The sequence below is a fragment of the Pseudomonas sp. CNPSo 3701 genome, assembly GCF_028674975.1.
In the GTDB taxonomy this organism is placed as follows: Bacteria; Pseudomonadota; Gammaproteobacteria; order Pseudomonadales; family Pseudomonadaceae; genus Aquipseudomonas; species Aquipseudomonas straminea.
On sequence record NZ_JAQZSI010000001.1, the window covers coordinates 1,070,864 to 1,092,605 of the forward strand.

Genomic DNA, 21,742 nt, shown 5'->3' on the forward strand with positions numbered 1-21,742 from the left:
CCGGCTGATTCGCTCGCAGCCAAGGGTGTTAAGGCACCAGCATTCGCGGCCTATAATGGCCGTCTTGTTGACGGGCGCGCCCGTCGAGTTTGCGGGAGACAATCATGCTGCTTCGTGGCCTGTTCTGGTTGGTGTTGTGCCAACTGCTGGGCACGGCGCTCAATGCGCTGTTGCTGCCTATGCTGCCGGGGCCGATTCTCGGCATGCTGCTGCTGGTGGGATTTCTGCTCTGCCGCGGCCAGGTCGATGAGCCGATCCAGCAGGCAGCCAGCGGACTGCTCAAATACCTGCCGCTATTGCTGGTACCGCCGGCAGTGGGCGTGATGGCCTATGCCGAGGCCATCGCCGCCGACTTCTGGGCGGTGATCGGCGCGCTGGTGCTGTCGCTGATTCTGTCCCTGATGTTCGCCGGCTGGATGATGCAGAAACTGATTGAGCGCCAGGCGCGCCGTCGGGAGCAGCCATGATGCTCGACTGGCACGGCGCCTGGATGGCCGTTACCCATCACCCGCTGTTTGGCGCGGGCGTCACCCTTGGCGCCTATCAATTGGCGATTGCTCTCTATGAAAGGACTCGCCTGGTATTTCTGCAGCCGGTGTTGGTGTCGACCAGCCTGGTGATCGCTATCCTGCTGCTGTGTGGCCTGACTTTTACCGAGTACAAGGCCAGCGCCGACACACTGACCCTATTCCTCGGCCCGGCCACCGTCGCCCTGGCGGTGCCGCTGTACCTCAACCTGCGGCGCATCCGCCAGGTCTTCTGGCCTACGGTGCTCACCCTGCTGGTCGCCGGCGTGGTCGCCACGGTGCTTGGCGTCGCCCTGGCCTGGTTGCTGGGTGCCGAGCACAACATGCTGATGAGCATGGCGCCCAAGTCCGTCACCTCGCCGATCGCGATGCTAGTTGCCACGCAGATTGGCGGCCTGGCGGCACTTGCCGCGGTGTTCGTGATGATTACCGGAGTACTAGGTGCGATCATCGGGCCGTCGTTGCTGCGTTGGTGTGGCGTGCGCAATCATGCCGCCATGGGCATGGCGCTGGGCATCACCGCCCACGCAGTCGGTACATCACGCGCGATGCAGGAGAGCGAGGAGTGCGGTGCGTTTGCGGCTCTGGCCATGAGCCTGATGGGCGTGTTCACGGCGATCCTGCTGCCGCTCGCCATCGTCTTGCTGAGTTGAGAGCCTTATGACCCTATCTCTATTCCCGCTGCACACTGTTCTGTTTCCCGGCTGCACGCTGGATCTGCAGATCTTCGAGGCGCGCTACCTGGACATGATCAGCCGCTGCATGAAGCAGGGCGAAGGTTTTGGTGTGGTGTGCATCGTCGAAGGCGCCGAGGTCGGCGAGGCCGCCGAGCGCGTCGCGCAAATCGGTTGCGAAGCGCGGATCACCGATTTCCAGCAGCGTCCCAATGGCCTGCTGGGCATTCGCGTAGAGGGCGGTCGGCGTTTTCGCGTCAAGCAGGCTCAGGTGCTGCCCGACAAGCTGACCGTCGCTCAGGTGCAATGGCTTGACGAGCAACCTGATGCGCCGCTGGGTGAGGAACATGAGGATTTGCTGGCGCTGCTCGCCGCCCTGGCCGAGCATCCGATGGTCGCCAGCCTGGACATGGGCGCAGACGCCGGCAGCCAGGCCGAGCTGGCCGACAAACTCGGCTATCTATTGCCGTTTGGCGGCGAGCAAAAGGTCGCCCTGCTGGCCGAGTCCGACGCCAGCGTGCGGCTGGACATGCTGCAAGCATGGGTCGAGGAGCTGCAGGGCGACGGCGCCGCTTAGCCTAGTAGCGGTAAATCTCCACCCCTTCGGACATGCGCATCAGCGCCATGCTGGTGAGCAGCAGGACGCAGGCCGGCACTATCATCCACCACGCCCGCGCCGGCAGCGGCGGCAGTGACGCGTAGCGCTGCATCAGTGCCAAGCTCAGCGCGCATAGGCTGCTGGCCAACAGGGCGCCGGCGATAATGTCGCTCGGCCAATGCACACCCAGATAAACCCGCGACAGGGCGATGAACAGCGCCGGCAGGCAGGCCAGTAGAATCCAGGTCAGGCGCAGGCGCGCCGGCTGACCACGGCCGGCCAGAATGGCAACGCTCAGGAAGAAGGCGAAGGCCGCCGAGCTGTGGCCGCTGGGAAAACTGTAGGTATTGAGCGGCTCGAGCAGTACATCCGGTCGCGCCCGCTCGAACAAACCCTTGAACAGGCGATTGCCCAGCGCCGTGCTGAGCATGGCGCCGCCGGCGAACAGCAGCGCCTGCCATTGGCGATTCAGCAATAGCAGGATGCACAGCAGCGCAGCGACCGCGAACTGCACGCCGAAATCCCCAAAGTGGGTGACCAGCACGGCGATGTGATCGAAGCGCGGATTGCGTTCTTCCTGAATCAGCTTCATCAGACCTTGGTCCAGAGCGATCAGGTGTGGCCAGCCGATAAACAGCGCGATCAGCAGGACGCTGCCCAGCCCGGCAGCGATCAGCGCAGCTTGGCGCTGTTCGCGCAGGCTGCTCTGGATGGTCAGCACCAGCAGCAGCGCCAGTCCGCCGGCCACCACCGCCGCTTGCGGCCAGAAGCCATCGGGCAGTGGTAGGCGCAGCGCGGCTCCGGCGGCCCAGCCCGGCATTAGGTAGGCGATCGCCCAGCCGGCGGCGGCCAGCATGCTCACGGCAATGAAGCGGCCAACCGGCATGCTCAGCATACCGGCGACCATCGGCAGCATGGGTCGCAGCGGGCCGATGTAGCGGCCCACCAGCAGGCTGGCCACGCCATAGCGTTCGAAGTAGGTTTCCGCGCCACTGAGCCACTGCGGGTGGCTGCGCAGGCCCGGCAGACGGCGGATGTCCTGATGGAAGTAGCGGCCCAGAGCGTAGGAGATGGCGTCACCGAGCAGGCCGCCGAAATAGGCCAACAGCAAAGTTTCCCAAAGGCTCAAGGCGCCGTTGCCGGCCATTACGCCAACGGCGAACAGCAGCACGGTGCCGGGAACAATGATGCCGGCGATGGCCAGGCATTCGATGCAGGCGATCACGAAGATCGCCAAACCCAGCCACTGCGGGTTGGCCGCCAGCCAGGTAGTCAGACTATCGAGCCATTGGCCCATGGATGGACACCTTCATAGAGGAGAAATCGAGGCTTCGACCTGCCCAGCTGAAAAGCGGTTCCTTTGGCGGGCGAACGCGGCCAGGCGGCGACAGCGGCCGATCATAGCAACGCGACAGGTGATTGAAAGGGCGTTCAAACGCCCGGTTACAAGCCGTTGATGACCATCTGCCAGGCGCCGCTGTGCGCGGGGCGGCATGACCGCTATAATCAGCAACTTTTTCCAACTGCCGACCTGAGTTGCCATGACCGAGTCCGTGCTTGACTACATGACCCGCCTGGGCCGCGCCGCCCGCCAGGCTTCGCGCGTGCTCGCGCGGGCCAGCACTGCGCAGAAGAATCAGGCCCTGCAGGCCGCCGCCGCTGCCCTCGATGCCGCGCGTGACGAGCTGACTGCCGCCAACGAAAAGGACCTGGTCGCTGCCCGCGCCAGTGGCCTGGAGCCGGCCATGGTCGACCGCCTGGCGCTGACCCCGAAGGTCATCGACAGCATGATCGAAGGCTTGCGTCAGGTCGCCACCCTGCCGGACCCGATTGGCGAGATCCAGGGCATGCGTTATCTGCCGTCCGGTATCCAGGTCGGCAAGATGCGTGTGCCGCTGGGCGTGATCGGCATCATCTACGAGTCGCGGCCCAACGTGACCATCGATGCCGCCAGCCTGTGCCTGAAATCCGGCAATGCCACCATTCTGCGCGGCGGCTCGGAAGCCATTCATTCCAACCAGGCCATCGCCCGCTGCATCCAGACCGGCCTGGCCGAGGCTGGCCTGCCGGCCAGCGCGGTGCAGGTGGTGGAAACCACCGACCGCTCCGCCGTGGGCGCGCTGATCACCATGCCCGAATTCGTCGACGTCATCGTGCCGCGTGGCGGCAAGGGCTTGATCGAGCGCATCAGCCGCGACGCCAAGGTGCCGGTGATCAAACATCTCGACGGCGTTTGCCACGTTTACGTGGATATCGCCGCCGATCTCGACAAGGCCATCCGTGTTTGCGACAACTCGAAAACCCAGCGCTACTCGCCGTGCAACGCCATGGAGACCCTGTTGGTGCATGCTGATATCGCCGCCCGCGTGCTGCCGCCGTTGGCCGCCATCTACCGCGACAAGGGCGTCGAGCTGCGCGGCGATGCGCAGACCCGCGCACTGCTTGGCAGTGACGTGCTGGAGGCCAGTGAAGACGACTGGTACGCCGAGTACAACGCGCCGATCCTGGCGATCCGCGTGGTCGACTCGCTGGAAGCGGCCATCGAGCACATCAATAAATACGGTTCGCAGCACACCGACGCGATCATAACCGAGAACTTCAGCGACGCCCGGCGTTTCCTTACCGAGGTGGATTCCAGCTCGGTGATGGTCAATGCCTCGACGCGCTTCGCCGATGGTTTCGAGTACGGCCTGGGCGCGGAGATCGGCATTTCCACCGACAAGCTGCACGCCCGTGGTCCGGTCGGCCTCGAGGGGCTGACCAGCGAGAAGTACGTGGTATTCGGCGACGGGCACGTGCGCACCTGATGGCAAATCCCAGGCGCATCGGGCTGCTCGGCGGTACGTTCGACCCGGTGCATATTGGCCATTTGCGCGGTGCGTTGGAGGTGGCCGAGTTCATGGCGCTGGACGAGTTGCGGCTGATCCCCAGCGCGCGCCCGCCGCACCGTGAAACCCCTCAGGTCGGGGCGCAGGATCGCCTGGCGATGGTCGAGCAGGCGGTGGTGGGGCTCTCGCCGCTGCAGGTGGATGATCGCGAACTCAAGCGCGACAAACCGTCGTACAGCATCGACACCCTGGAGTCGCTGCGTGGCGAGCTGGCCGCCGATGACCAGCTGTTTCTGATTCTGGGCTGGGATGCCTTTTGCGGCTTGCCGGTCTGGCACCGCTGGGACGAGTTGCTGCAGCACTGCCACATTCTGGTGCTGCAGCGCCCGGACGCCGGCAGTGAGGCGAGCGAGCCGCTGCGCGACCTGATGGCCGCGCGCAACGTGGCAGACCCGCTGGCGCTCAAGGGCCCGGCGGGACAGATTTCTTTCATATGGCAGACGCCTTTGTCGGTGTCTGCCACCCAGATTCGTTCGCTGTTGGCGAGCGGCCGTTCGGTGCGCTTTTTGGTGCCCGATGCGGTTCTGGCTTATATCAACGCCCATGGACTGTACCGTGGGTGAATCGAACACGAGGCAAACGAGCACGTTATGACGGACAAAACCATGCACAGTGAAGACCTGGTCAAAGTGGCCATCGCAGCACTGGAAGAAATCAAGGCCCAGGACATCACCACCATCGACGTGCGTGAGAAGACCAGCATCACCGACTACATGGTGATCGCCAGCGGCACCTCCAGCCGCCACGTCAAGTCGCTGGTCGACAACGTACTGGAAAAGACCAAGGAGCAGGGCGTGCGCCCGATCGGCAGCGAAGGCCTGGACAGCGGCGAGTGGGCCCTGCTCGACCTGGGCGACATCGTCGTTCACGTGATGCTGCCGACCACCCGCCAGTTCTACGACCTGGAGCGTCTGTGGCAGGGCGCCGAGCAGAGCCGTGCCCAGCAGGGCGGCGAGCGCGAGTAAGGCATTCGCGTGCGTATCAAACTGATCGCGGTCGGCTCGCGCATGCCGCGCTGGGTAGAGGACGGCTGGCAGGAATATGCCAAGCGCATGCCGTCCGAGCTGTCCCTGGAACTGGTGGAAATTCCCCTGACCACGCGTGGCAAGAATGCCGACGTGGCGCGGATGATCCGTCAGGAGGGTGAGGCCATGCTGGCGAAGGTGCAGCCCGGGGAACGCATCGTCACCCTGGAAGTCGAAGGGCGACCCTGGAGCACAGAGCAGTTGGCGGTCGAGCTGGACAAGTGGCGGCTCGATTCGCGCACGGTCAACCTGATGGTCGGCGGCCCCGAAGGCCTGGCGCCGGAAGTGATGGCGCGTAGCGAGCAGCGCTGGTCGCTGTCGCCGCTGACCTTGCCCCACCCGCTGGTACGGATACTGGTCGGCGAACAGATTTATCGTGCCTGGACGGTGTTGTCCGGTCACCCTTATCACAAGTAGTCAGCGGTCCCGATGCCCCAGCCGATCCGTCTAAAAGATCACGAGAAGGACGCGCGCCTGATTCGCAAGCGCGCGCTGGTCGGCGGCTCGGTATTTCTGGTGCTGACCCTGGTGCTGATCGCTCGCATGTATTACCTGCAGGTGATCCAGTACGAGTACCACTCCACTCTGGCGGAAAACAACCGCATCCACGTGCAGCCGATCCCGCCCAACCGTGGGCTGATCTACGACCGCAACGGGGTGATCATCGCCGACAACCGGCCCAGCTTCAGCCTGACCCTGACCCGCGAGCGCGCCGGCGACTGGGAGAAGGTGCTGGACGTGATCGTCGAGGTGCTGGAGCTTGCCCCCGAGGATCGCGAGCTGTTCGAGCGCCGCGTCAGGCAGGGGCGGCGGCCGTTCGAGCCGGTGCCGGTGCTGTTCGAGCTTAGCGAGGAGCAGATCGCCCGCCTGGCGGTGAATCAGTTCCGTCTGCCCGGCGTCGAGGTGGTCGCCCAGCTGGTGCGCCACTATCCGCAGCGCGAGCACTTTGCCCACTCGGTCGGCTATGTGGGGCGCATCAACGAGAAAGAGCTCAAGGAGCTCGATCCGGTCGAATACAGCGGCACTCACCATATCGGCAAGACCGGTATCGAACGCTTCTACGAAGACGAGCTGCACGGCAAGGTCGGTTACGAAGAAGTCGAAACCAACGCCCGTGGTCGTGTGCTACGGGTGCTCAACCGCACCGACCCACTGCCCGGTCGAGACGTGACGCTGACGCTCGACGTGCATCTGCAGGAAGTCGCCGAGAAGGCCCTGGGCGGACGCCGTGGTGCAGTGGTGGCGATCCAGCCGCAGACCGGTGAAGTGCTGGCGATGGTCAGTCAGCCGAGTTTCGACCCCAACCCCTTTGTGACCGGTATCAGCTTCAAGGCTTACGCTGAGCTGCGCGATTCCATCGACCGACCGCTCTACAACCGCGTGTTGCGCGGCCTGTATCCGCCAGGTTCGACCATCAAGCCAATGGTTGCCGTATCGGGGCTGGATGCCGGCGTGGTAACGCCGAGTACACGGGTGTTCGACCCCGGCTATTATCAGTTGCCCAACAACAGCCACAAGTACCGTAACTGGAATCGCACCGGCGATGGCTGGGTGGACATGAACACGGCGATCATGCGGTCCAACGACACCTACTTCTACGATCTGGCCCACAAGATGGGCATTGATCGCCTGCATGACTACCTGAGCCGTTTCGGCATCGGCCAGCGCGTGTCCCTGGACATGTTCGAGGAAACCGCCGGCCTGATGCCGTCGCGGGAGTGGAAGCGCGCCCGCTATCGTCAGGGATGGTACCCGGGAGAGACGCTGATTCTCGGCATTGGCCAAGGCTACATGCAGGCCACGCCGCTGCAGTTGGCCCAGGCCACCGCGTTGGTAGCCAACAAGGGCAAGTGGATTCGCCCGCACCTGGCGCGCACCATCGACGGCAGCCCGCCCCAGGATCCGAATCCGATGCCGGATATCGTGCTGCGCGATCCCAAATATTGGGATTACGCACGCCAGGGCATGGAGTCGGTGATGCACGGCGCTCGTGGTACGGCGCGCAAGGTCGGCGACACCGCCGCCTACCGGATCGCCGGCAAGAGCGGTACCGCCCAGGTGGTGGCGATCAAGCAGGGCGAGAAGTACGACCGCAGCAAGGTACAGGAACGCCACCGTGACCACGCCCTGTTCGTCGGTTTCGCGCCGGCGGACAATCCACAGATCGTGGTGTCGGTGATGGTCGAGAATGGCGAGTCCGGTTCTGGGGTCGGTGCACCGCTGGTCAAGCAGGTAATGGACGCCTGGCTTCTCGATGAAAACGGCCAGCTCAAGGCCGAGTACGCCAAGCCTGGTGCCGCGGCGCCACTCAACGCAGAGGTGAAGCAACCATGAGCCTGACCGGCAGCTTCGACCGTACGCTGTCCAGCGAAGACGTTTTGCGGCGGCGCTCCAGCCTGCTGCAGCGTATGCACATCGATGGCATCTTGCTGCTGCTGTTGTTGCTGCTCGCCACCGGCAGCCTGTTCGTCCTCTATTCGGCCAGCGGCAAGAACGTCGACCTGCTGATGAAACAGGCTTCATCCTTCGGTATCGGCCTAGTGGCGATGGTGGTCATCGCCCAGTTCGAGCCGCGCTTCATGGCCCGCTGGGTGCCGCTGGGCTACCTGTGCGGGGTTGGCCTGCTGGTGGTGGTGGACGTAATGGGCCACAACGCGATGGGCGCTACGCGGTGGATCAACATCCCCGGGGTGATCCGCTTCCAGCCTTCGGAATTCATGAAGATCCTCATGCCGGCGACCATGGCCTGGTATCTGTCTAAACGCACCCTGCCGCCGAGCCTCAAGCACGTTGCCGTGGGTTTGGGGCTGGTGGTCACGCCGTTCGTGCTGATCCTCCTGCAGCCGGACCTGGGGACCTCCGTGCTGATTCTCGCCTCCGGCGCCTTCGTGCTGTTCATGGCCGGGCTGCAGTGGCGCTGGATCGCTGGCGCCGTGGCAGCGATCGCACCGGTGGCGGTGGCGATGTGGTTCTTCGTGATGCACGACTACCAGAAACGCCGGGTGCTGACCTTCATGAACCCGGAAAGCGACCCCCTGGGCGCCGGCTGGAACATCATCCAGTCCAAGGCGGCGATCGGCTCCGGCGGCGTGTTCGGCAAGGGCTGGTTGCTCGGTACCCAGTCGCACCTGGACTTTTTGCCGGAAAGCCACACGGACTTTATCATTGCCGTTCTGGCCGAAGAATTCGGCCTGATTGGTGTCTGTCTGTTGCTGCTGTTGTACAGCCTGTTGATTGCGCGCGGTCTGGTGATTACCGTGCAAGCGCAGACGCTGTTCGGTAAGCTGCTTGCCGGCGGTTTGACCATGACCTTCTTCGTTTATGTGTTCATCAATATCGGCATGGTCAGCGGTTTGTTGCCGGTAGTGGGGGTACCGCTGCCGTTCATCAGTTATGGCGGCACGTCACTGATTACGTTGTTGTCGAGTTTCGGAATCCTGATGTCCATCCACACGCACCGCAAGTGGATCGCTCAGGCATGATTGGGGTTATGAATTCAATGCAGATTCTGCGTGGCTGGGCCGCACGACATGCACACTGGTTGGCAGTCGCCGGCCTGCTCGGAGCGCCTCAGGCGATGGCTGCCGGCGAATACGCGAACTCCCCGGACGTGGGCGAGTTCATCACCGAGATGACCCGTGACTACGGCTTCGCCAGCGAACAACTGACCGCTCTGTTCGCCGATGTGGAACGCAAGCAACCGATCATCGATGCCATCTCGCGGCCCGCCGAGCGGGTCAAGCCGTGGAGCGAATACCGGCCGATCTTCATCACCGACGCACGCATCAACAAGGGCGTGGCGTTCTGGAACGAGCATGCCGAAGCTCTGGCGCGTGCCGAGAAGGAATACGGCGTACCGGCGCAGATCATCGTTGCCATCATCGGCGTGGAAACCTCCTATGGTGGCAACACCGGCAACTACCGAGTGATCGACGCGCTGTCGACCCTGGCCTTCGATTACCCACCGCGCGCACCGTTCTTCCGCAAGGAGCTACGCGAATACCTGATGCTGACCCGTGAGGAGCAGGTCGACCCGGCCAGCCTCAAGGGTTCCTACGCCGGCGCTATGGGTCTGCCGCAGTTCATGCCGAGCAGCTTCCGCGCCTACGCCGTGGACTTCGATGGCGATGGCCACATCAACATCTGGAGCGATCCGACCGACGCCATCGGCAGCGTGGCCAGCTACTTCAAACGCCATAACTGGCAGCCGGGGCAGCCGGTAGCCACCCCGGCTAAGGTCAAGGGCGAGCAGGTGGATCAGGGCCTGAGTGCTGGTCTCGATCCGGACAAGACAGTTGGCGAGCTGCGCGCGCTGGGCTGGTCGAGTCAAGATGCCCTTGCCGACGATCTGCCGGTCACCGCCTTTCGTCTCGACGGCGCCAAAGGCCCCGAGTACTGGATCGGTCAGCCGAATTTCTTCGTCATTACTCGCTACAACCGCAGTGTGATGTACGCCATGGCGGTCAATCAGTTGTCCGAGTTGCTGGTTCAGGCCCGAGGTGCCAATCAATGACACGCTTGCCGTTCAAGCTGGCCGCCTGCGGCATTGCTGTTTTGCTGTTGGCCAGTTGTTCTTCCAGCCGTGCGCCGAGCAGCTCGTCGCCGACTCAGGCGGGCAGCTCGATGTCTGGCCCGAATGATTTCAACCGTCCGCACAAGGATGGCGCGCCCTGGTGGGACGTCGACGTCTCGAAGATCCAGGACGCCGTGCCGATGCCCCATTACGGCCCCGTCAAGGCCAGCCCTTACGTGGTGTTCGGCAAGCAGTATTACCCGCTCACCGACGCCCGTCGCTATGTGGCGACCGGCCCGGCGTCGTGGTACGGCACCAAGTTCCATGGTCAGGCCACCGCCAATGGTGAAGCCTACGACCTTTACGGCATGACCGCAGCGCACAAGACCTTGCCGCTGCCCAGCTATGTGCGGGTGACCAACCTGGAGAACGGCAAGAGCGTGATCCTGCGTGTCAACGACCGTGGACCGTTCTATTCCGACCGGATCATCGACCTGTCCTTCGCCGCCGCCAAGAAGCTCGGGTATGCCGAGAAGGGCACTGCCCAGGTGCGCGTCGAAGGCATCGACCCGACCGAGTGGTGGGCCCAGCAGGGGCGACCGGTGCCGATGATGATGGCGCAGCCTAAGATGGCCCAGGTGCAGGGCGCTCAGGTGGAGCAGTTGAAACTGGCTAGCGCGCCGGTCGAGCAGTACTCGCCACCACCTCAGCAGCATGCCGCCGCCACCGTACCCGTGCAGATCGACTCAAAAAAAAACGGTTCAGCCGCAGCGTCTGGCCTGTATCTCCAAGTTGGAGCTTTCGCCAATCCCGACGCTGCGGAGCTCCTGAAGGACAAGCTGAGCCAAACGGTGAGTGCGCCGGTATTCATCAACTCAGTGGCGCGCAACCAGCAGATACTGCACCGCGTGCGGCTGGGACCGATCAGCAGCCAGGGCGAGGCTGACCGGGTGCGTGACAGCATCCGCGTCGCCAACCTCGGCCAGGCGACCCTGGTCAAGGCGGAGTGAGGGCATAGCCCTCTGGCGAGCAACTAAATGGCTCGCCGCCTGACTAAGCAGTGGCTCGCCGCGATGTGGCGGCCACGTTGCACATTTACCCGCAAGGGCCTGTTCCACCTTCCAGCGATCTAGAGAGACGGATGAAAATCACCAGCTTCGCGCAACGCATCTTCCTGTCACTTACTTTGCTCGGCGCTTCCAGTGCCTGGGCAAACCAGGCGCCGCTGCCGGCTCCACCCCAACTGGCGGCCAAGTCCTATGTGCTGATGGACGGCGCCAGTGGCAACATCCTGGTCGAGAACAACGGTGACGAGCGTCTGCCGCCGGCCAGCCTGACCAAGCTGATGACCGCCTACATTGCCACGCTGGAAATCCGCAACGGCAAGATCAGCGAGCAGGACAAGGTCACTATCAGCGAGCACGCCTGGCGTACCGGTGGTGCTGCTTCCGGTGGCTCGACCATGTTCCTGCCGGTGAACAGTCAGGCCACCGTCGGCGAGCTGCTGCACGGTGTGATCATTCAGTCCGGCAACGACGCCAGCATCGCCATCGCCGAACACATCGCCGGCAGTGAAGACGCCTTCGCCGACATGATGAACGCCACTGCCGAGCGCCTGGGCATGAAGAACAGCCACTTCATGAACGCCACCGGCCTGCCGAACCCTGAGCACTACTCCAGCGCTCATGACATGGCGATTCTCGCGCGCGCGATCATCAACGAAGATGCCGAGCACTACGCCATCTACTCGCAGAAAGAGTTTCTGTGGAACAACATCAAGCAGCCCAACCGCAACCTGCTGCTGTGGCGCGACCGCACCGTCGACGGTCTGAAAACCGGCCACACCCAGGAAGCCGGTTTCTGCCTGGTAGCCTCGGCCGTACGTGACGGCGCGCGGATGATCACCTCGGTATTCGGCACCGACAGCGAAAGCGCCCGTGCTGCCGAAACCCAGAAGCTGCTGACCTACGGTTTCCGTTTCTTCGAAACCCGTACCTTCTACCAGAAGGGCACCGAGCTGGCTCAGGCGCCGGTGTGGAAAGGCCAGACCTCCCAGGTCAAGGCCGGTCTGGCGCAGGACCTGACCCTCACGCTGCCCAAAGGCCAGCTGGAGAAACTGCAGGCGAGTATGACTCTCAACCAGCAGATCACCGCGCCCATCGCCAAGGGCGACGTGATCGGCAAAGTAGAAGTGAAGATGGGTGATCAGGTGGTGCACAGCGCCGACTTGGTGGCGCTGGAAGCGGTCGAGGAGGGTGGTTTCTTCCGTCAGCTGTGGGATAGCATCCGCCTGTTCTTCTACGGGTTGTTTAACTGACAGCTTGCCCCCATGTTGTGATGAACGCCCTCGAACCGAGGGCGTTTCATTTTGGATCCGGGAACATCATGACCGACACCGACGTACAAGCCCCGAAAATCGAATTCCCCTGCAAGAACTATCCGATCAAGGTGATCGGTGAAGCTGGCGACGGGTTCACCGACATGGTGATCGAAGTGATGCAGCGCCACGCGCCTGACTTCGACGCCGGCACTCTGGTCACGCGCGACAGCAGCAAGGGCCGCTTTCTCTCCGTGCAGGTGCTGATCACCGCCACCGGTGTCGAGCAGCTGGAAGCCATTCATGTCGACCTGCGTGCCACCGGCCGCGTGCACATGGTGCTGTAGTGGCTGCAGCCGAACTGATCGTGCGCCATCTCGGGCTGGTGGACTATCTGCCGACCCTGGAGGCCATGCGCACGCTGACCGCTGAGCGCGACGAAACCACGCCCGACGAGATCTGGCTGTTGCAGCACCCGCAGGTGTTCACCCAGGGGCAGGCTGGCAAGCCCGAGCACCTGCTGGCACCCGGCGACATTCCGGTGGTGCAGGTCGAGCGCGGCGGGCAGGTAACCTTCCACGGCCCCGGTCAATTGGTCGGCTACCTGATGCTGGATTTGCGTCGCCTTGATCTGGGCGTGCGTGAACTGGTCACGCTGATGGAGCAGGCGCTGGTCGAGGTACTGGCGGGCTATGGCGTCGAGGCAGCGCCCAAGGCTGATGCGCCGGGCGTTTACGTGGGCGGTGACAAGATCGCCTCGCTGGGGCTGCGGGTGCGCCGCGGCTGCTCGTTCCACGGCCTGGCGCTCAACGTCGACATGGACATGACGCCTTTCGGGTGCATCAACCCGTGCGGCTATGCCGGCTTGAAGATGACCCAGTTGAAGGATCTGGTGGCGACGCCGCCTGCCTTCGATGAGGTTGCCAAGCGCCTTGAGCAGGTGCTACGGCAACGCTTGGGCTACGCCTAATACTGCAAGCAACGAAAAAGGGACGCCGAGGCGTCCCTTTTTTTGTTCGTCCGGTAGAGCGTGATCAGTTGACGTTCAGCGCGGGGATCAGGCTGTTGTCGACCTGCTGGCCCGGCACCGGAACCGGTGCAGCCAGGCCCAGATTGTTCTTCTCGAACACCTTGTCGGCGCGGTAGCTGGAGCGTACCAGTGGGCCGGCTGCCACTTCCATGAAGCCCATCTGCAGGCCGATGTCGCGGAAGCGATTGAACTCGTCCGGGCTCACCCAGCGCTTGACCGGCAGGTGGTTACGGGTCGGCTGCAGGTACTGGCCGAGGGTAAGGATGTCCACGCCTACGGCGCGCATGTCCTGCATGGCTTCGAACACTTCGTCATCGGTCTCGCCGAGGCCGAGCATCAGGCTGGTCTTGGTGAGTACGTCGGGACGATGGCGCTTGGCGTGGGCCAGCACGTCGAGCGTCTTGCGGTAACCCGCGCGCGGATCGCGCACTTCACGGGTCAGACGGTTGACGGTCTCGACGTTCTGGGCGAACACCTCGAGGCCCGAATCCACTACGCGCTCGATGCACGCCAGGTCGCCGTCGAAGTCCGGCGTCAGGGCTTCGACCACCACCTGCGGGGTGTTGGCCTTGATCGCCTGGACGCAGGCCGCGTAATGCGCGGCGCCACCGTCGGGCAGGTCGTCGCGGTCCACCGAGGTCAGCACGATGTAGCGCAGAGCCATCAGCTCCACCGACTTGGCGGTGTTCTGTGGCTCTTCCTTGTCCAGCCAGCCGTTCGGGTTGCCGGTGTCCACTGCACAGAAGCGGCAGGCACGGGTGCACACCGAGCCCATCAGCATGATGGTCGCCGTGCCGTTGGACCAGCACTCGCCCATATTCGGGCAATGCGATTCCTGGCAGACGGTGCTCAGGCGATGCTCGCCAACGTTACGCTTGACCGCTTCGAAACGGCTGCCGCCCGGCGCCTTGACCCGCAACCAGCTCGGCTTGGGCTCGTACACCTTGGCTTCGGTCGAGGCGCGGCGCTTCTGGCCGTCCTTGATGGCGGTAATACCCTGTGCGGTGCGGAATTTTTCGCCGCTGGCGATGGGCTTCGGGGGGGCAGTATCGGACATCGAAAATCTCGGCTCCGGTAGGGGCTGCGGTGGCGGAGGGGCAGCTTTTGGCCGCCGCGCAGTGTATCACAGCGCGCGGCGGCAAGCGCCCGACCGTCTGCCCCTGTGGAGCCGCCTCGGGCGGCGATCAGGCGTCCGGCAGCTTGGCGATCACCTTGATCTCGAACTGAAAGCCATACAGCCAGCTCACGCCCACGCAGGTGATATTCGGGAAGGGCGCGTCGCCCCAATACTCGGGCACCACTTCCCAGATGGTCTCGAAGCGCTCTTCGGGATTGACGATGAATACCGTCACGTCGACCACTTCGTCGAAGCTGCAATCTGCGGCCCTGAGCACCGCATTGAGATTCTCGAAGGCCAGGCGAACCTGGGCCTTGAGATCAGGCTCGGGCGAGCCGTCCGGGCGGCTGCCCACCTGGCCGGATACGAACAGCAGGCCGTTGGAGCGCACTGCCGGTGAGTAGCGGTTGCGTTCGTAGAGGGCCTGGCGGCCGGCGGGGAAAACCACGTCGCGCGTTGTCATGTCGTCTCCTCTGGGCCTTTGGCCCGTTCAAGTGATGGATTCACTTTAGAAAGGCTCGGGCGCTGGATAAACCGGCCAGTTCGTTCAACACTGTTTGTAAATCCCAAACAATAAGTGGTTGAGCGGATGGACCGATTCGATGCGATGCGCGCCTTCGCCCGGGTGGTGGAATCAGGCAGCTTCACCAAGGCAGCCGATACCCTGCACATGAGCAAGACCAGCGTGACCCAGCTGGTGCAGCAGCTCGAGGCGCGTTTGCGTGTGCGCCTGCTGAATCGCACTACCCGCAAGGTTGCCGTGACAGCCGATGGCGCTGCCTATTACGAGCGTGTGGTGCGCCTGCTCGCCGACATGGACGACGCCGAGACCAGCCTGTCCGATGCCAGTAGCCAACCCCGTGGGCGCCTGCGTATCGACGTGCCGAGCCCATTCGCGCGGATGATCCTGGTGCCTTCGCTGCCGGCCTTCCATGCCCGCTATCCGGATATCCAGCTCGATCTCGGCGCCAGTGACCGTCTCGTCGACCTGCTCGGCGAGAACGTCGATTGCGTGATCCGCGGCGGGGAAATCACCGATCAATCGCTGATGGCCCGCCGTGTCGGCGACCTGCGTTCCGGCGTCTATGCCGCGCCGGATTACCTGCAGCGCTGCGGTACGCCGCTGCACCCGCAGGAGCTGGTCGACAGCCATCACCGTATCGTCGGCTTCAAGCGGGCGCGGACCGGCAAGCTGTTTGCTTACCGCATGCAGCGCGGCGACGAACGCCTGGAGGTGGAAGGTCGCTACGTGCTGGCCGTGGATGACGGCAATGCCTATCAGGCCGCCGGCCTGGCCGGCTTGGGCGTACTCTGGCTACCCACTTATATGGCCGATGAGCATGTGCAGCGCGGCGAGCTGGTCGAGGTGTTCACGGATTGGCAGTTCGAGCCGATGCCCATGTACATCGCCTATCCGCCCAACCGTCACGTTAGCGCCAAGCTGCGGGTGTTCATCGAGTGGATCGTCGAGCTCATGGCGCTGCATGCGCCGGTGATCGACCGCAGCGACCGCTGAACGACCGGGCAGAGGCGATCCTGTGCCGCGGTTAGCGGCGGCGTTGCGGTAAACTGCATGCCCGTTTCTCCATGATGTTCGTCGCATGTCTCGACCCAAACGCCCCGCATCGCGTTCCTACCGAGTGGCCAAGGCCCCGCCCGCCGAGCTGCGGTTGATCGTGCTGAACAAGCCGTTTGATGTGCTGACCCAGTTCAATGACGACCAGGGCCGCGCCACGCTCAAGGATTTCGTCGCCGTGCCCGGCGTATATCCGGCTGGTCGGCTGGATCGCGACAGCGAAGGTTTGCTGCTGCTCACCAATGATGGGCAGTTGCAGGCGAAGATCGCCGATCCCAAGCACAAGCTGGCCAAGACTTATTGGGTGCAGGTAGAAGGCGAGCCCAGCACGGAACAGCTGAAGCAGTTACGCGACGGCGTGCAGCTCAACGATGGGCCGACGTTGCCTGCCGAGGCTCGGCAATTGGATGAGCCCGAGCTGTGGCCACGCAATCCGCCGGTGCGCTTTCGCAAGAGCGTGCCCACCAGCTGGTTGGAGCTGGTGATTCGCGAAGGCCGTAACCGCCAGGTGCGGCGCATGACGGCAGCGGTCGGCTTGCCGACCCTGCGCCTGGTGCGCGTGCGCATCGGACCCTGGTCCCTAGATGGCCTGCAGCCGGGGGAGTGGCGCGACCTGTCGCCGCGCCTCGATTGAACCGGGCGGCTTAGCCGTCGTAGCCGGCCTTGATCACGCTGATGCCCTTGATCAGCACTTCGCGCCAGCCTTGCAGGGTGGCTGCGTCAGCTTCCCTGTCGTGCTCGATGATGGTCTTGAGCAGCGCTTCCAGCCACAGGTCATAAAGCTCGGGGCGAATATCCATGGCGTTGCGCGCGTGGGTGCAGCCCAGGGCGCGCAGCTTGGTGTCCGGCATGCCGCGGGCGTGCATCACCAAGTTGAGAATGCCCTGGCGCAGCAGCAACTTCTGCGCGGCCATGTCGGTGTGGGCGAATTTCTCACGCACGGCCGGTGAGCTGGCGAGGAAGTGCCGGTAAAAATCGTCGAAAAAGGCCGGGCTGGCACAGCAGCGTCCGTAACTTTGCATGACGCGATCGGTGGCGTTCATGTGTTTCTCCATGGGCAGCAGACAAGGCAATGCGGCGGGCGCCGCGATTCTTTTTGGTTGTTTCAGACGCCTTCCAGGCCAGCGATGACCAGGCTCTTGATGACAAAGCCGAGCACGCCCAGGCCCAGGGCGAAGAACAGGATGAAGGTGCCAAAGCGGCCGGCGCGGGACTTTTTCGCCAGGTCCCAGACGATGAACGCCATGAACAGCACCAGGCCGCCGACTAGCAGGGTCATCATCAGCTCTTCGAAAAACTCGGGTTCCATCCTGACCTCTGCGGCGATCCATCAGCTGCCGCCCAAAGGCTGGCGACAAGGCACAACAAAGGTGTGGATATTACCGCGTTGCTGGCCGGTAGGCGTAGTTGCCCGATGGTCTTAGAACCTATTTACGATCTTTATGCGCCTGAAGCGGTAGCTCAAGGCAAAAGCGGACTTTCCCGGAAAGGGTGGACGACGCTTCACCTACGCGGCCCGACGCGTCCACCGCTCCGAAACCACAATGGTGGACGAAAAAAGCGTCATCCACCCTACGTCCTGACTTTCAGCGATCTCGTGGGAGCGGCTTTAGCCGCGAGTTTTTTATTGAGGCAAACAAAGAGCTCGGGGCTAAAGCCCCTCCTACACGTTTACGAGAACGGCTACTCCCGCCACTTGGCCGCGCAGGTGCTGCAGCGGCAGTTGAGTGCTGGATAGGATCTGCTGCAGCACGAAGCTCGAGCGTACGCTGGACACGCCATCGATCCGGGTCAGGGTGCCGAGCAGCAGCTTCTGGTAATGGTCCATGTCCGGCACCACCACCTTGAGCTGGTAGTCGGCGTCCATCCCGGTAACCAGGCAGCATTCCAGCACTTCCGGGCATTTGCGGATCTCTTCCTGGAAGTGCTCGAAGCGTTCGGGCGTATGGCGATCCATGCCGATCAGTACATAGGCGGTCAGGGTGAGCCCCAGTTGGCGGCGGTCGAGCAGCGCGACCTGGCCAGTGATGTAACCGTCATCCTGCAGTTGTTTGACGCGGCGTGAGCAAGGCGAGGGCGACAGGCCGATACGCTCGGCCAGTTCCTGATTGGATAGCGTCGCGTCGCGCTGCAATTCGGCGAGAATATTCAGGTCGTAGCGATCGAGTTTGTTCATGGTTAACCGATTTCGTTATCAGATTGCTGTTTTGGTGTATTAATCGATTTATTATTGCGCAATTGGTTGTCTGATTAGCAATGTTAGCAATCTTTCTTCACGGCCGTGGGCGTAATCTTTACCTCAGTTTCACGGCCCGGACGACACGTCCACCCGGCTCGCCCAATCAGGGGAGCTGGCGCCGCCGACCCTACCGGGTCGTCACGGCACCCGGGTCCGCACTGCCCAACCAGGCGGGCGACGAAAGCGGCGACAGAATTGCCAGCACAGGACATCTACGAGAGGGGAGGCCGAGAGGTCTCCCCTTTCTTCTTTTCGTGCCTCAGTGATTCTTGCAGCAGGATGCCCAGTGCTTCTTCTTCGACGTTTGGCCGATGCCCGGATTGAAGGCATTGGTCGGGTCCAGCTCGCGGTAGAAGTCCGCCAGGGCCGGTTTGGCGACGTAGAGATGGCCCACGTTGTGCTCGGCCGGGTACTCGGCGCGGCGCTCGTCGAGCAGCTTCCACATCGCGTGCTCCATGGCGATCGGATCGACGCCCTTCTTGACGATGTAGTCCTGGTGGAACACGTGGCAGAAGAAGTGCCCGTAGTAGAGCTTGTGGATGATCTGCGCCTCCATTTGCGCCGGTAGCGTTTCCACCCAGTCGCGGTCGTTGCGGCGCAGGGCGATATCCAGAGCGAGGATGTCCTCGACGCTGCCGGGGTGCGCCTCACGGTAGCGAATCGCCGCACCGGCGATGGCGAAGCGATGCAGAAAGGCCTTGCGGCCCTCGTCGGCGTCGCACTCGAAAAAGGCCCCGGTGCTGGCGCTGCCGAAGTACTCGGCGAGAAAACGCCGGGTTTCTTCCAGGCTGTCGTTGGCCACGCGAATCATCAGGTGATGCTCGAAACGCTCGCGGTAATCGCGCATGCGCGCCGGCAGGTGGCTGGGCAGCAGATTCATGGCCAGCTGAATGATGCGGTCGCTGACGCCGCGCAGGCCGAAGCGCTCGAAGAAGCCGTCGACCCGGCTTTTCATGGCGAAGGCAGCCGGCACTCTGGCGGTGCCGAAGCGGTCGATCAGCAGAAAAGTGTCCTTGCCATATTTCTCGCCGATGTCGAAAGCGGTGCGGTGAATGTATTCACCGGCGATCGGCAGGCTCGGCAGCTGGTTGAGCAGGTGGCGGCGTACCTCGGTCAGGTCGTCCGCGGCGTTGGTGCCGATGTAGAAGACCGTACTCGGCTCCTTGGGGAAAGTGTCCAGGCGCACGGCGAACAGGCACAGCTTGCCAGCCGAGCCCGAGGCTTCGAACAGCCGTGATGGGTCGGCATTGAAACGTGCCGGCGTGTCGGCGTCGACATCGCGTACGTGCTCGCCGTAACGCTGGTCCGAGGCTTTGCCGGCTGCCTCGTTGACCTGGTGCGGGCTGTAGTCGCCGCGCTGCAGGCGCGTGAGGATTTCCTCGGGGCTGTTTCCCAGGTCGATACCCAGGTGGTTGACCAGCTCCAGGGAGCCATCGGCTCTCACTTGGGCATAGAGCGCGAGCTCGGTGTAGGTCGGCCCACGGCGTACCAGCGAACCCCCGGAGTTGTTGCACACACCGCCGAGCACCGACGCGCCGATGCACGACGAACCGATCACCGAATGCGGCTCACGGCCCAGGGGCGCCAGGGCCTGCTCCAGGCGGTCGAGGGTGGCGCCGGGCAGGCATATCACCTGCGAGCCGTCGTTGATCAGCTGTACGCCGGTGATGCGCAGGGTGTTGATCAGCACGATTTCGCGGTCGTAATCGTTACCGTCCGGCGTCGAGCCGCCGGTCAGGCCGGTGTTGGCCGCCTGCATGATGACAATACGGTCGGCGGCCACGGCGGCCTCAAGCACCCGCCACTGTTCCAGCAGGGTGCCGGGGCGCACCACCGCCAGCACGTTGCCCTCGCCGGTGCGGTGGCCCTTGCGAAAGCGCCGGGTGCTTTGCGCGTCGGTGAGCACATGGTCGCGGCCAACGGCGTCGCGTAGCTGTTTTAGCAGGGCGTCGCGGCTGATCATCTCAGAGCTCCCGAACCAGTGAATCGGCACTGATCTGGTCGATGGACCTGGCGCCGGTCAGCACCATGGCCACGCGCATCTCCTTGTCGATCAGGCTCAGCAGGTTGCTCACCCCTGCACCCCCGGCTGCGGCCAGGGCGTAGATGAAGGCGCGGCCGAGCAGCACGGTGTCGGCGCCCAGGGCGATCATGCGCACCACGTCGAGGCCGCTGCGGATGCCGGAGTCGGCGAGAATCTTCAGGTCACCCTTCACCGCGTCGGCAATGGCCGGCAGCGCGCGGGCGCTGGACAGAACACCATCGAGCTGACGACCGCCGTGGTTGGAGACTACGATGCCGTCGGCGCCGAACTTGACCGCGTCGCGCGCATCCTCGGCATCGAGAATGCCCTTGATGACCATTGGGCCGTCCCAGAATTCACGAATCCACTCCAGATCCTTCCAGGAAATCGACGGGTCGAAGTTGGTGCCCAGCCAGCCGATATAGTCGGCTAGGCCGGTCGGGTTGCCTCGGTAGGCGGAGATGTTGCCCAGGTCGTGTGGCTTGCCCATCAGGCCCACATTCCAGGCCCAAGCCGGGTGCGTGAAAGCCTGCAGCATGCGGCGCATGGCTGCGTTCGGGCCGCTCATGCCGGAGTGGGCGTCGCGGTAGCGGGCGCCGGGGGTCGGCATATCCACGGTGAACACCAGGGTGGTTACGCCCGCGGCCTTGGCACGTTCCAGCGCGTTCTTCATGAAGCCGCGATCTTTGAGCACATAGAGCTGGAACCACATCGGCCGGCTGATGGCCGGTGCAACCTCCTCAATGGGGCATACCGATACGGTCGACAGGGTAAAGGGGATGCCCTTGTCCGCCGCTGCCTTGGCGGCCTGCACTTCACCGCGGCGCGCGAACATGCCGGTCAGGCCCACCGGTGCCAGTGCCACCGGCATCGACAGGGTCTCGCCGAACAGCTTCGTTTCCAGGCTCAGCTCGGCCATGTTCTTCAGCACGCGCTGGCGCAGGGCAATGCTGGCCAGATCCTCAACGTTGCGCCTCAGGGTGTACTCGGCATAGGCGCCGCCATCGATGTAATGGAACAGAAACGGCGGCAGGCGGCGCTGGGCGGCGGCGCGGTAGTCGGTGGAGGCAGAAATGATCATGGTTTTGCTTCCCTATCAGTTCGCTGTACAGCGGCCTGTCAGCGACAAAGCCCGAGCTGAGGCGCGGGCTCTGGTTTTGTTAGGCGCTCGTACGGGGCGCCACGTTTTCAAGGCTTCGTTCCAGGCTAGCGCGT

Annotated in this window: 24 protein-coding genes; 16 read left to right on the forward strand and 8 right to left on the reverse strand. The window is 63.5% G+C overall.

Annotation, left to right across the window (positions count from 1 at the left end):
• Positions 1–104: 104 nt before the first annotated feature.
• From PVA39_RS04845 to PVA39_RS04855, 3 genes are read left to right on the forward strand one after another with little or no spacing between them, the layout of a single operon-like run.
• The gene (locus PVA39_RS04845; RefSeq protein WP_274123057.1) at positions 105–467 is read left to right on the forward strand and encodes a CidA/LrgA family protein; all 363 of its coding nucleotides are present in this window, start codon (positions 105–107) and stop codon (positions 465–467) included.
• Positions 464–1,180: an LrgB family protein gene (locus PVA39_RS04850; protein WP_093504171.1), complete on the forward strand. Its 717-nt coding sequence runs from the start codon at positions 464–466 to the stop codon at positions 1,178–1,180. Before PVA39_RS04845 ends, PVA39_RS04850 begins: the two co-directional genes overlap by 4 nt.
• Before the next feature lie 7 nt (positions 1,181–1,187).
• Entirely contained in the window at positions 1,188–1,778 is a 591-nt protein-coding gene (locus PVA39_RS04855; protein ID WP_274123058.1) for an LON peptidase substrate-binding domain-containing protein, read from the forward strand.
• Position 1,779: 1 nt separating this feature from the next.
• Here PVA39_RS04855 and PVA39_RS04860 read toward each other — a convergent pair whose 3' ends face one another.
• On the reverse strand, positions 1,780–3,096 hold the full coding sequence (locus PVA39_RS04860) for a bifunctional DedA family/phosphatase PAP2 family protein (protein WP_274123060.1): 1,317 nt from the start codon (positions 3,094–3,096) through the stop codon (positions 1,780–1,782).
• Positions 3,097–3,340: 244 nt separating this feature from the next.
• Here PVA39_RS04860 and PVA39_RS04865 point away from each other — a divergent pair, with 244 nt between their 5' ends.
• From PVA39_RS04865 to lipB, 11 genes are all read left to right on the forward strand, one after another.
• The gene (locus tag PVA39_RS04865; RefSeq protein WP_274123061.1) at positions 3,341–4,606 is read left to right on the forward strand and encodes a glutamate-5-semialdehyde dehydrogenase; all 1,266 of its coding nucleotides are present in this window, start codon (positions 3,341–3,343) and stop codon (positions 4,604–4,606) included.
• Complete coding sequence (nadD, locus tag PVA39_RS04870; RefSeq protein ID WP_274123062.1) at positions 4,606–5,250, forward strand: nicotinate-nucleotide adenylyltransferase; 645 nt, start codon at positions 4,606–4,608, stop codon at positions 5,248–5,250. Before PVA39_RS04865 ends, nadD begins: the two co-directional genes overlap by 1 nt.
• A gap of 42 nt (positions 5,251–5,292) precedes the next feature.
• On the forward strand, positions 5,293–5,652 hold the full coding sequence (gene rsfS / locus PVA39_RS04875; RefSeq protein ID WP_027903646.1) for a ribosome silencing factor: 360 nt from the start codon (positions 5,293–5,295) through the stop codon (positions 5,650–5,652).
• A 9-nt stretch (positions 5,653–5,661) separates the two neighbouring features.
• Positions 5,662–6,129 (forward strand): 23S rRNA (pseudouridine(1915)-N(3))-methyltransferase RlmH, encoded by a 468-nt coding sequence (gene rlmH / locus PVA39_RS04880; RefSeq protein WP_013792712.1) that lies wholly within the window; start codon positions 5,662–5,664, stop codon positions 6,127–6,129.
• A 12-nt stretch (positions 6,130–6,141) separates the two neighbouring features.
• Positions 6,142–8,046 (forward strand): penicillin-binding protein 2, encoded by a 1,905-nt coding sequence (gene mrdA, locus PVA39_RS04885; protein ID WP_093504166.1) that lies wholly within the window; start codon positions 6,142–6,144, stop codon positions 8,044–8,046.
• Positions 8,047–8,090: 44 nt separating this feature from the next.
• Complete coding sequence (rodA, locus tag PVA39_RS04890) at positions 8,091–9,194, forward strand: rod shape-determining protein RodA (RefSeq protein ID WP_274123421.1); 1,104 nt, start codon at positions 8,091–8,093, stop codon at positions 9,192–9,194.
• Between the two features lie 17 nt (positions 9,195–9,211).
• Positions 9,212–10,225 carry a lytic murein transglycosylase B gene (mltB, locus tag PVA39_RS04895; RefSeq protein WP_274123423.1) on the forward strand — a complete coding sequence of 338 codons (1,014 nt, stop codon included), beginning with the start codon at positions 9,212–9,214 and terminating at the stop codon, positions 10,223–10,225.
• The gene (locus PVA39_RS04900) at positions 10,222–11,235 is read left to right on the forward strand and encodes a septal ring lytic transglycosylase RlpA family protein (RefSeq protein ID WP_274123064.1); all 1,014 of its coding nucleotides are present in this window, start codon (positions 10,222–10,224) and stop codon (positions 11,233–11,235) included. Before mltB ends, PVA39_RS04900 begins: the two co-directional genes overlap by 4 nt.
• Before the next feature lie 131 nt (positions 11,236–11,366).
• Entirely contained in the window at positions 11,367–12,542 is a 1,176-nt protein-coding gene (locus tag PVA39_RS04905; RefSeq protein WP_013792707.1) for a D-alanyl-D-alanine carboxypeptidase family protein, read from the forward strand.
• Between the two features lie 68 nt (positions 12,543–12,610).
• On the forward strand, positions 12,611–12,889 hold the full coding sequence (locus tag PVA39_RS04910) for a DUF493 domain-containing protein (protein ID WP_093504163.1): 279 nt from the start codon (positions 12,611–12,613) through the stop codon (positions 12,887–12,889).
• Complete coding sequence (gene lipB, locus PVA39_RS04915) at positions 12,889–13,512, forward strand: lipoyl(octanoyl) transferase LipB (RefSeq protein WP_274123065.1); 624 nt, start codon at positions 12,889–12,891, stop codon at positions 13,510–13,512. The genes PVA39_RS04910 and lipB overlap by 1 nt, the downstream gene beginning before the upstream one ends.
• 64 nt (positions 13,513–13,576) lie before the next feature.
• Here the strand turns inward: lipB and lipA are convergent, their stop codons facing one another.
• Positions 13,577–14,629: a lipoyl synthase gene (gene lipA, locus PVA39_RS04920; protein ID WP_013792704.1), complete on the reverse strand. Its 1,053-nt coding sequence runs from the start codon at positions 14,627–14,629 to the stop codon at positions 13,577–13,579.
• A gap of 127 nt (positions 14,630–14,756) precedes the next feature.
• Complete coding sequence (locus tag PVA39_RS04925; protein ID WP_274123066.1) at positions 14,757–15,152, reverse strand: RidA family protein; 396 nt, start codon at positions 15,150–15,152, stop codon at positions 14,757–14,759.
• 126 nt (positions 15,153–15,278) lie between these two features.
• On the opposite strand from PVA39_RS04925, the gene PVA39_RS04930 reads away from it, so the two are divergent.
• Together PVA39_RS04930 and PVA39_RS04935 are read left to right on the forward strand one after the other, a co-directional pair.
• Positions 15,279–16,205: a LysR family transcriptional regulator gene (locus PVA39_RS04930; RefSeq protein WP_274123067.1), complete on the forward strand. Its 927-nt coding sequence runs from the start codon at positions 15,279–15,281 to the stop codon at positions 16,203–16,205.
• Between the two features lie 124 nt (positions 16,206–16,329).
• A complete protein-coding gene (locus PVA39_RS04935; RefSeq protein ID WP_274123424.1) occupies positions 16,330–16,899 on the forward strand; it encodes a pseudouridine synthase in 570 nt (189 codons plus the stop codon).
• A gap of 10 nt (positions 16,900–16,909) precedes the next feature.
• Here the strand turns inward: PVA39_RS04935 and PVA39_RS04940 are convergent, their stop codons facing one another.
• The 5 genes from PVA39_RS04940 to lldD form a co-directional block, all read right to left on the reverse strand.
• The gene (locus tag PVA39_RS04940) at positions 16,910–17,308 is read right to left on the reverse strand and encodes a globin (RefSeq protein WP_274123068.1); all 399 of its coding nucleotides are present in this window, start codon (positions 17,306–17,308) and stop codon (positions 16,910–16,912) included.
• A 62-nt stretch (positions 17,309–17,370) separates the two neighbouring features.
• Positions 17,371–17,574, reverse strand: a complete 204-nt coding sequence (locus PVA39_RS04945) for a DUF2788 domain-containing protein (RefSeq protein ID WP_013792699.1) — start codon at positions 17,572–17,574, stop codon at positions 17,371–17,373.
• Positions 17,575–17,928: 354 nt separating this feature from the next.
• Positions 17,929–18,441 carry an Lrp/AsnC family transcriptional regulator gene (locus PVA39_RS04950; RefSeq protein ID WP_274123069.1) on the reverse strand — a complete coding sequence of 171 codons (513 nt, stop codon included), beginning with the start codon at positions 18,439–18,441 and terminating at the stop codon, positions 17,929–17,931.
• Between the two features lie 322 nt (positions 18,442–18,763).
• The gene (gene dld, locus PVA39_RS04955; RefSeq protein WP_274123070.1) at positions 18,764–20,467 is read right to left on the reverse strand and encodes a D-lactate dehydrogenase; all 1,704 of its coding nucleotides are present in this window, start codon (positions 20,465–20,467) and stop codon (positions 18,764–18,766) included.
• A gap of 1 nt (position 20,468) precedes the next feature.
• Complete coding sequence (gene lldD / locus PVA39_RS04960; protein WP_274123071.1) at positions 20,469–21,608, reverse strand: FMN-dependent L-lactate dehydrogenase LldD; 1,140 nt, start codon at positions 21,606–21,608, stop codon at positions 20,469–20,471.
• Positions 21,609–21,742 lie beyond the last annotated feature (134 nt).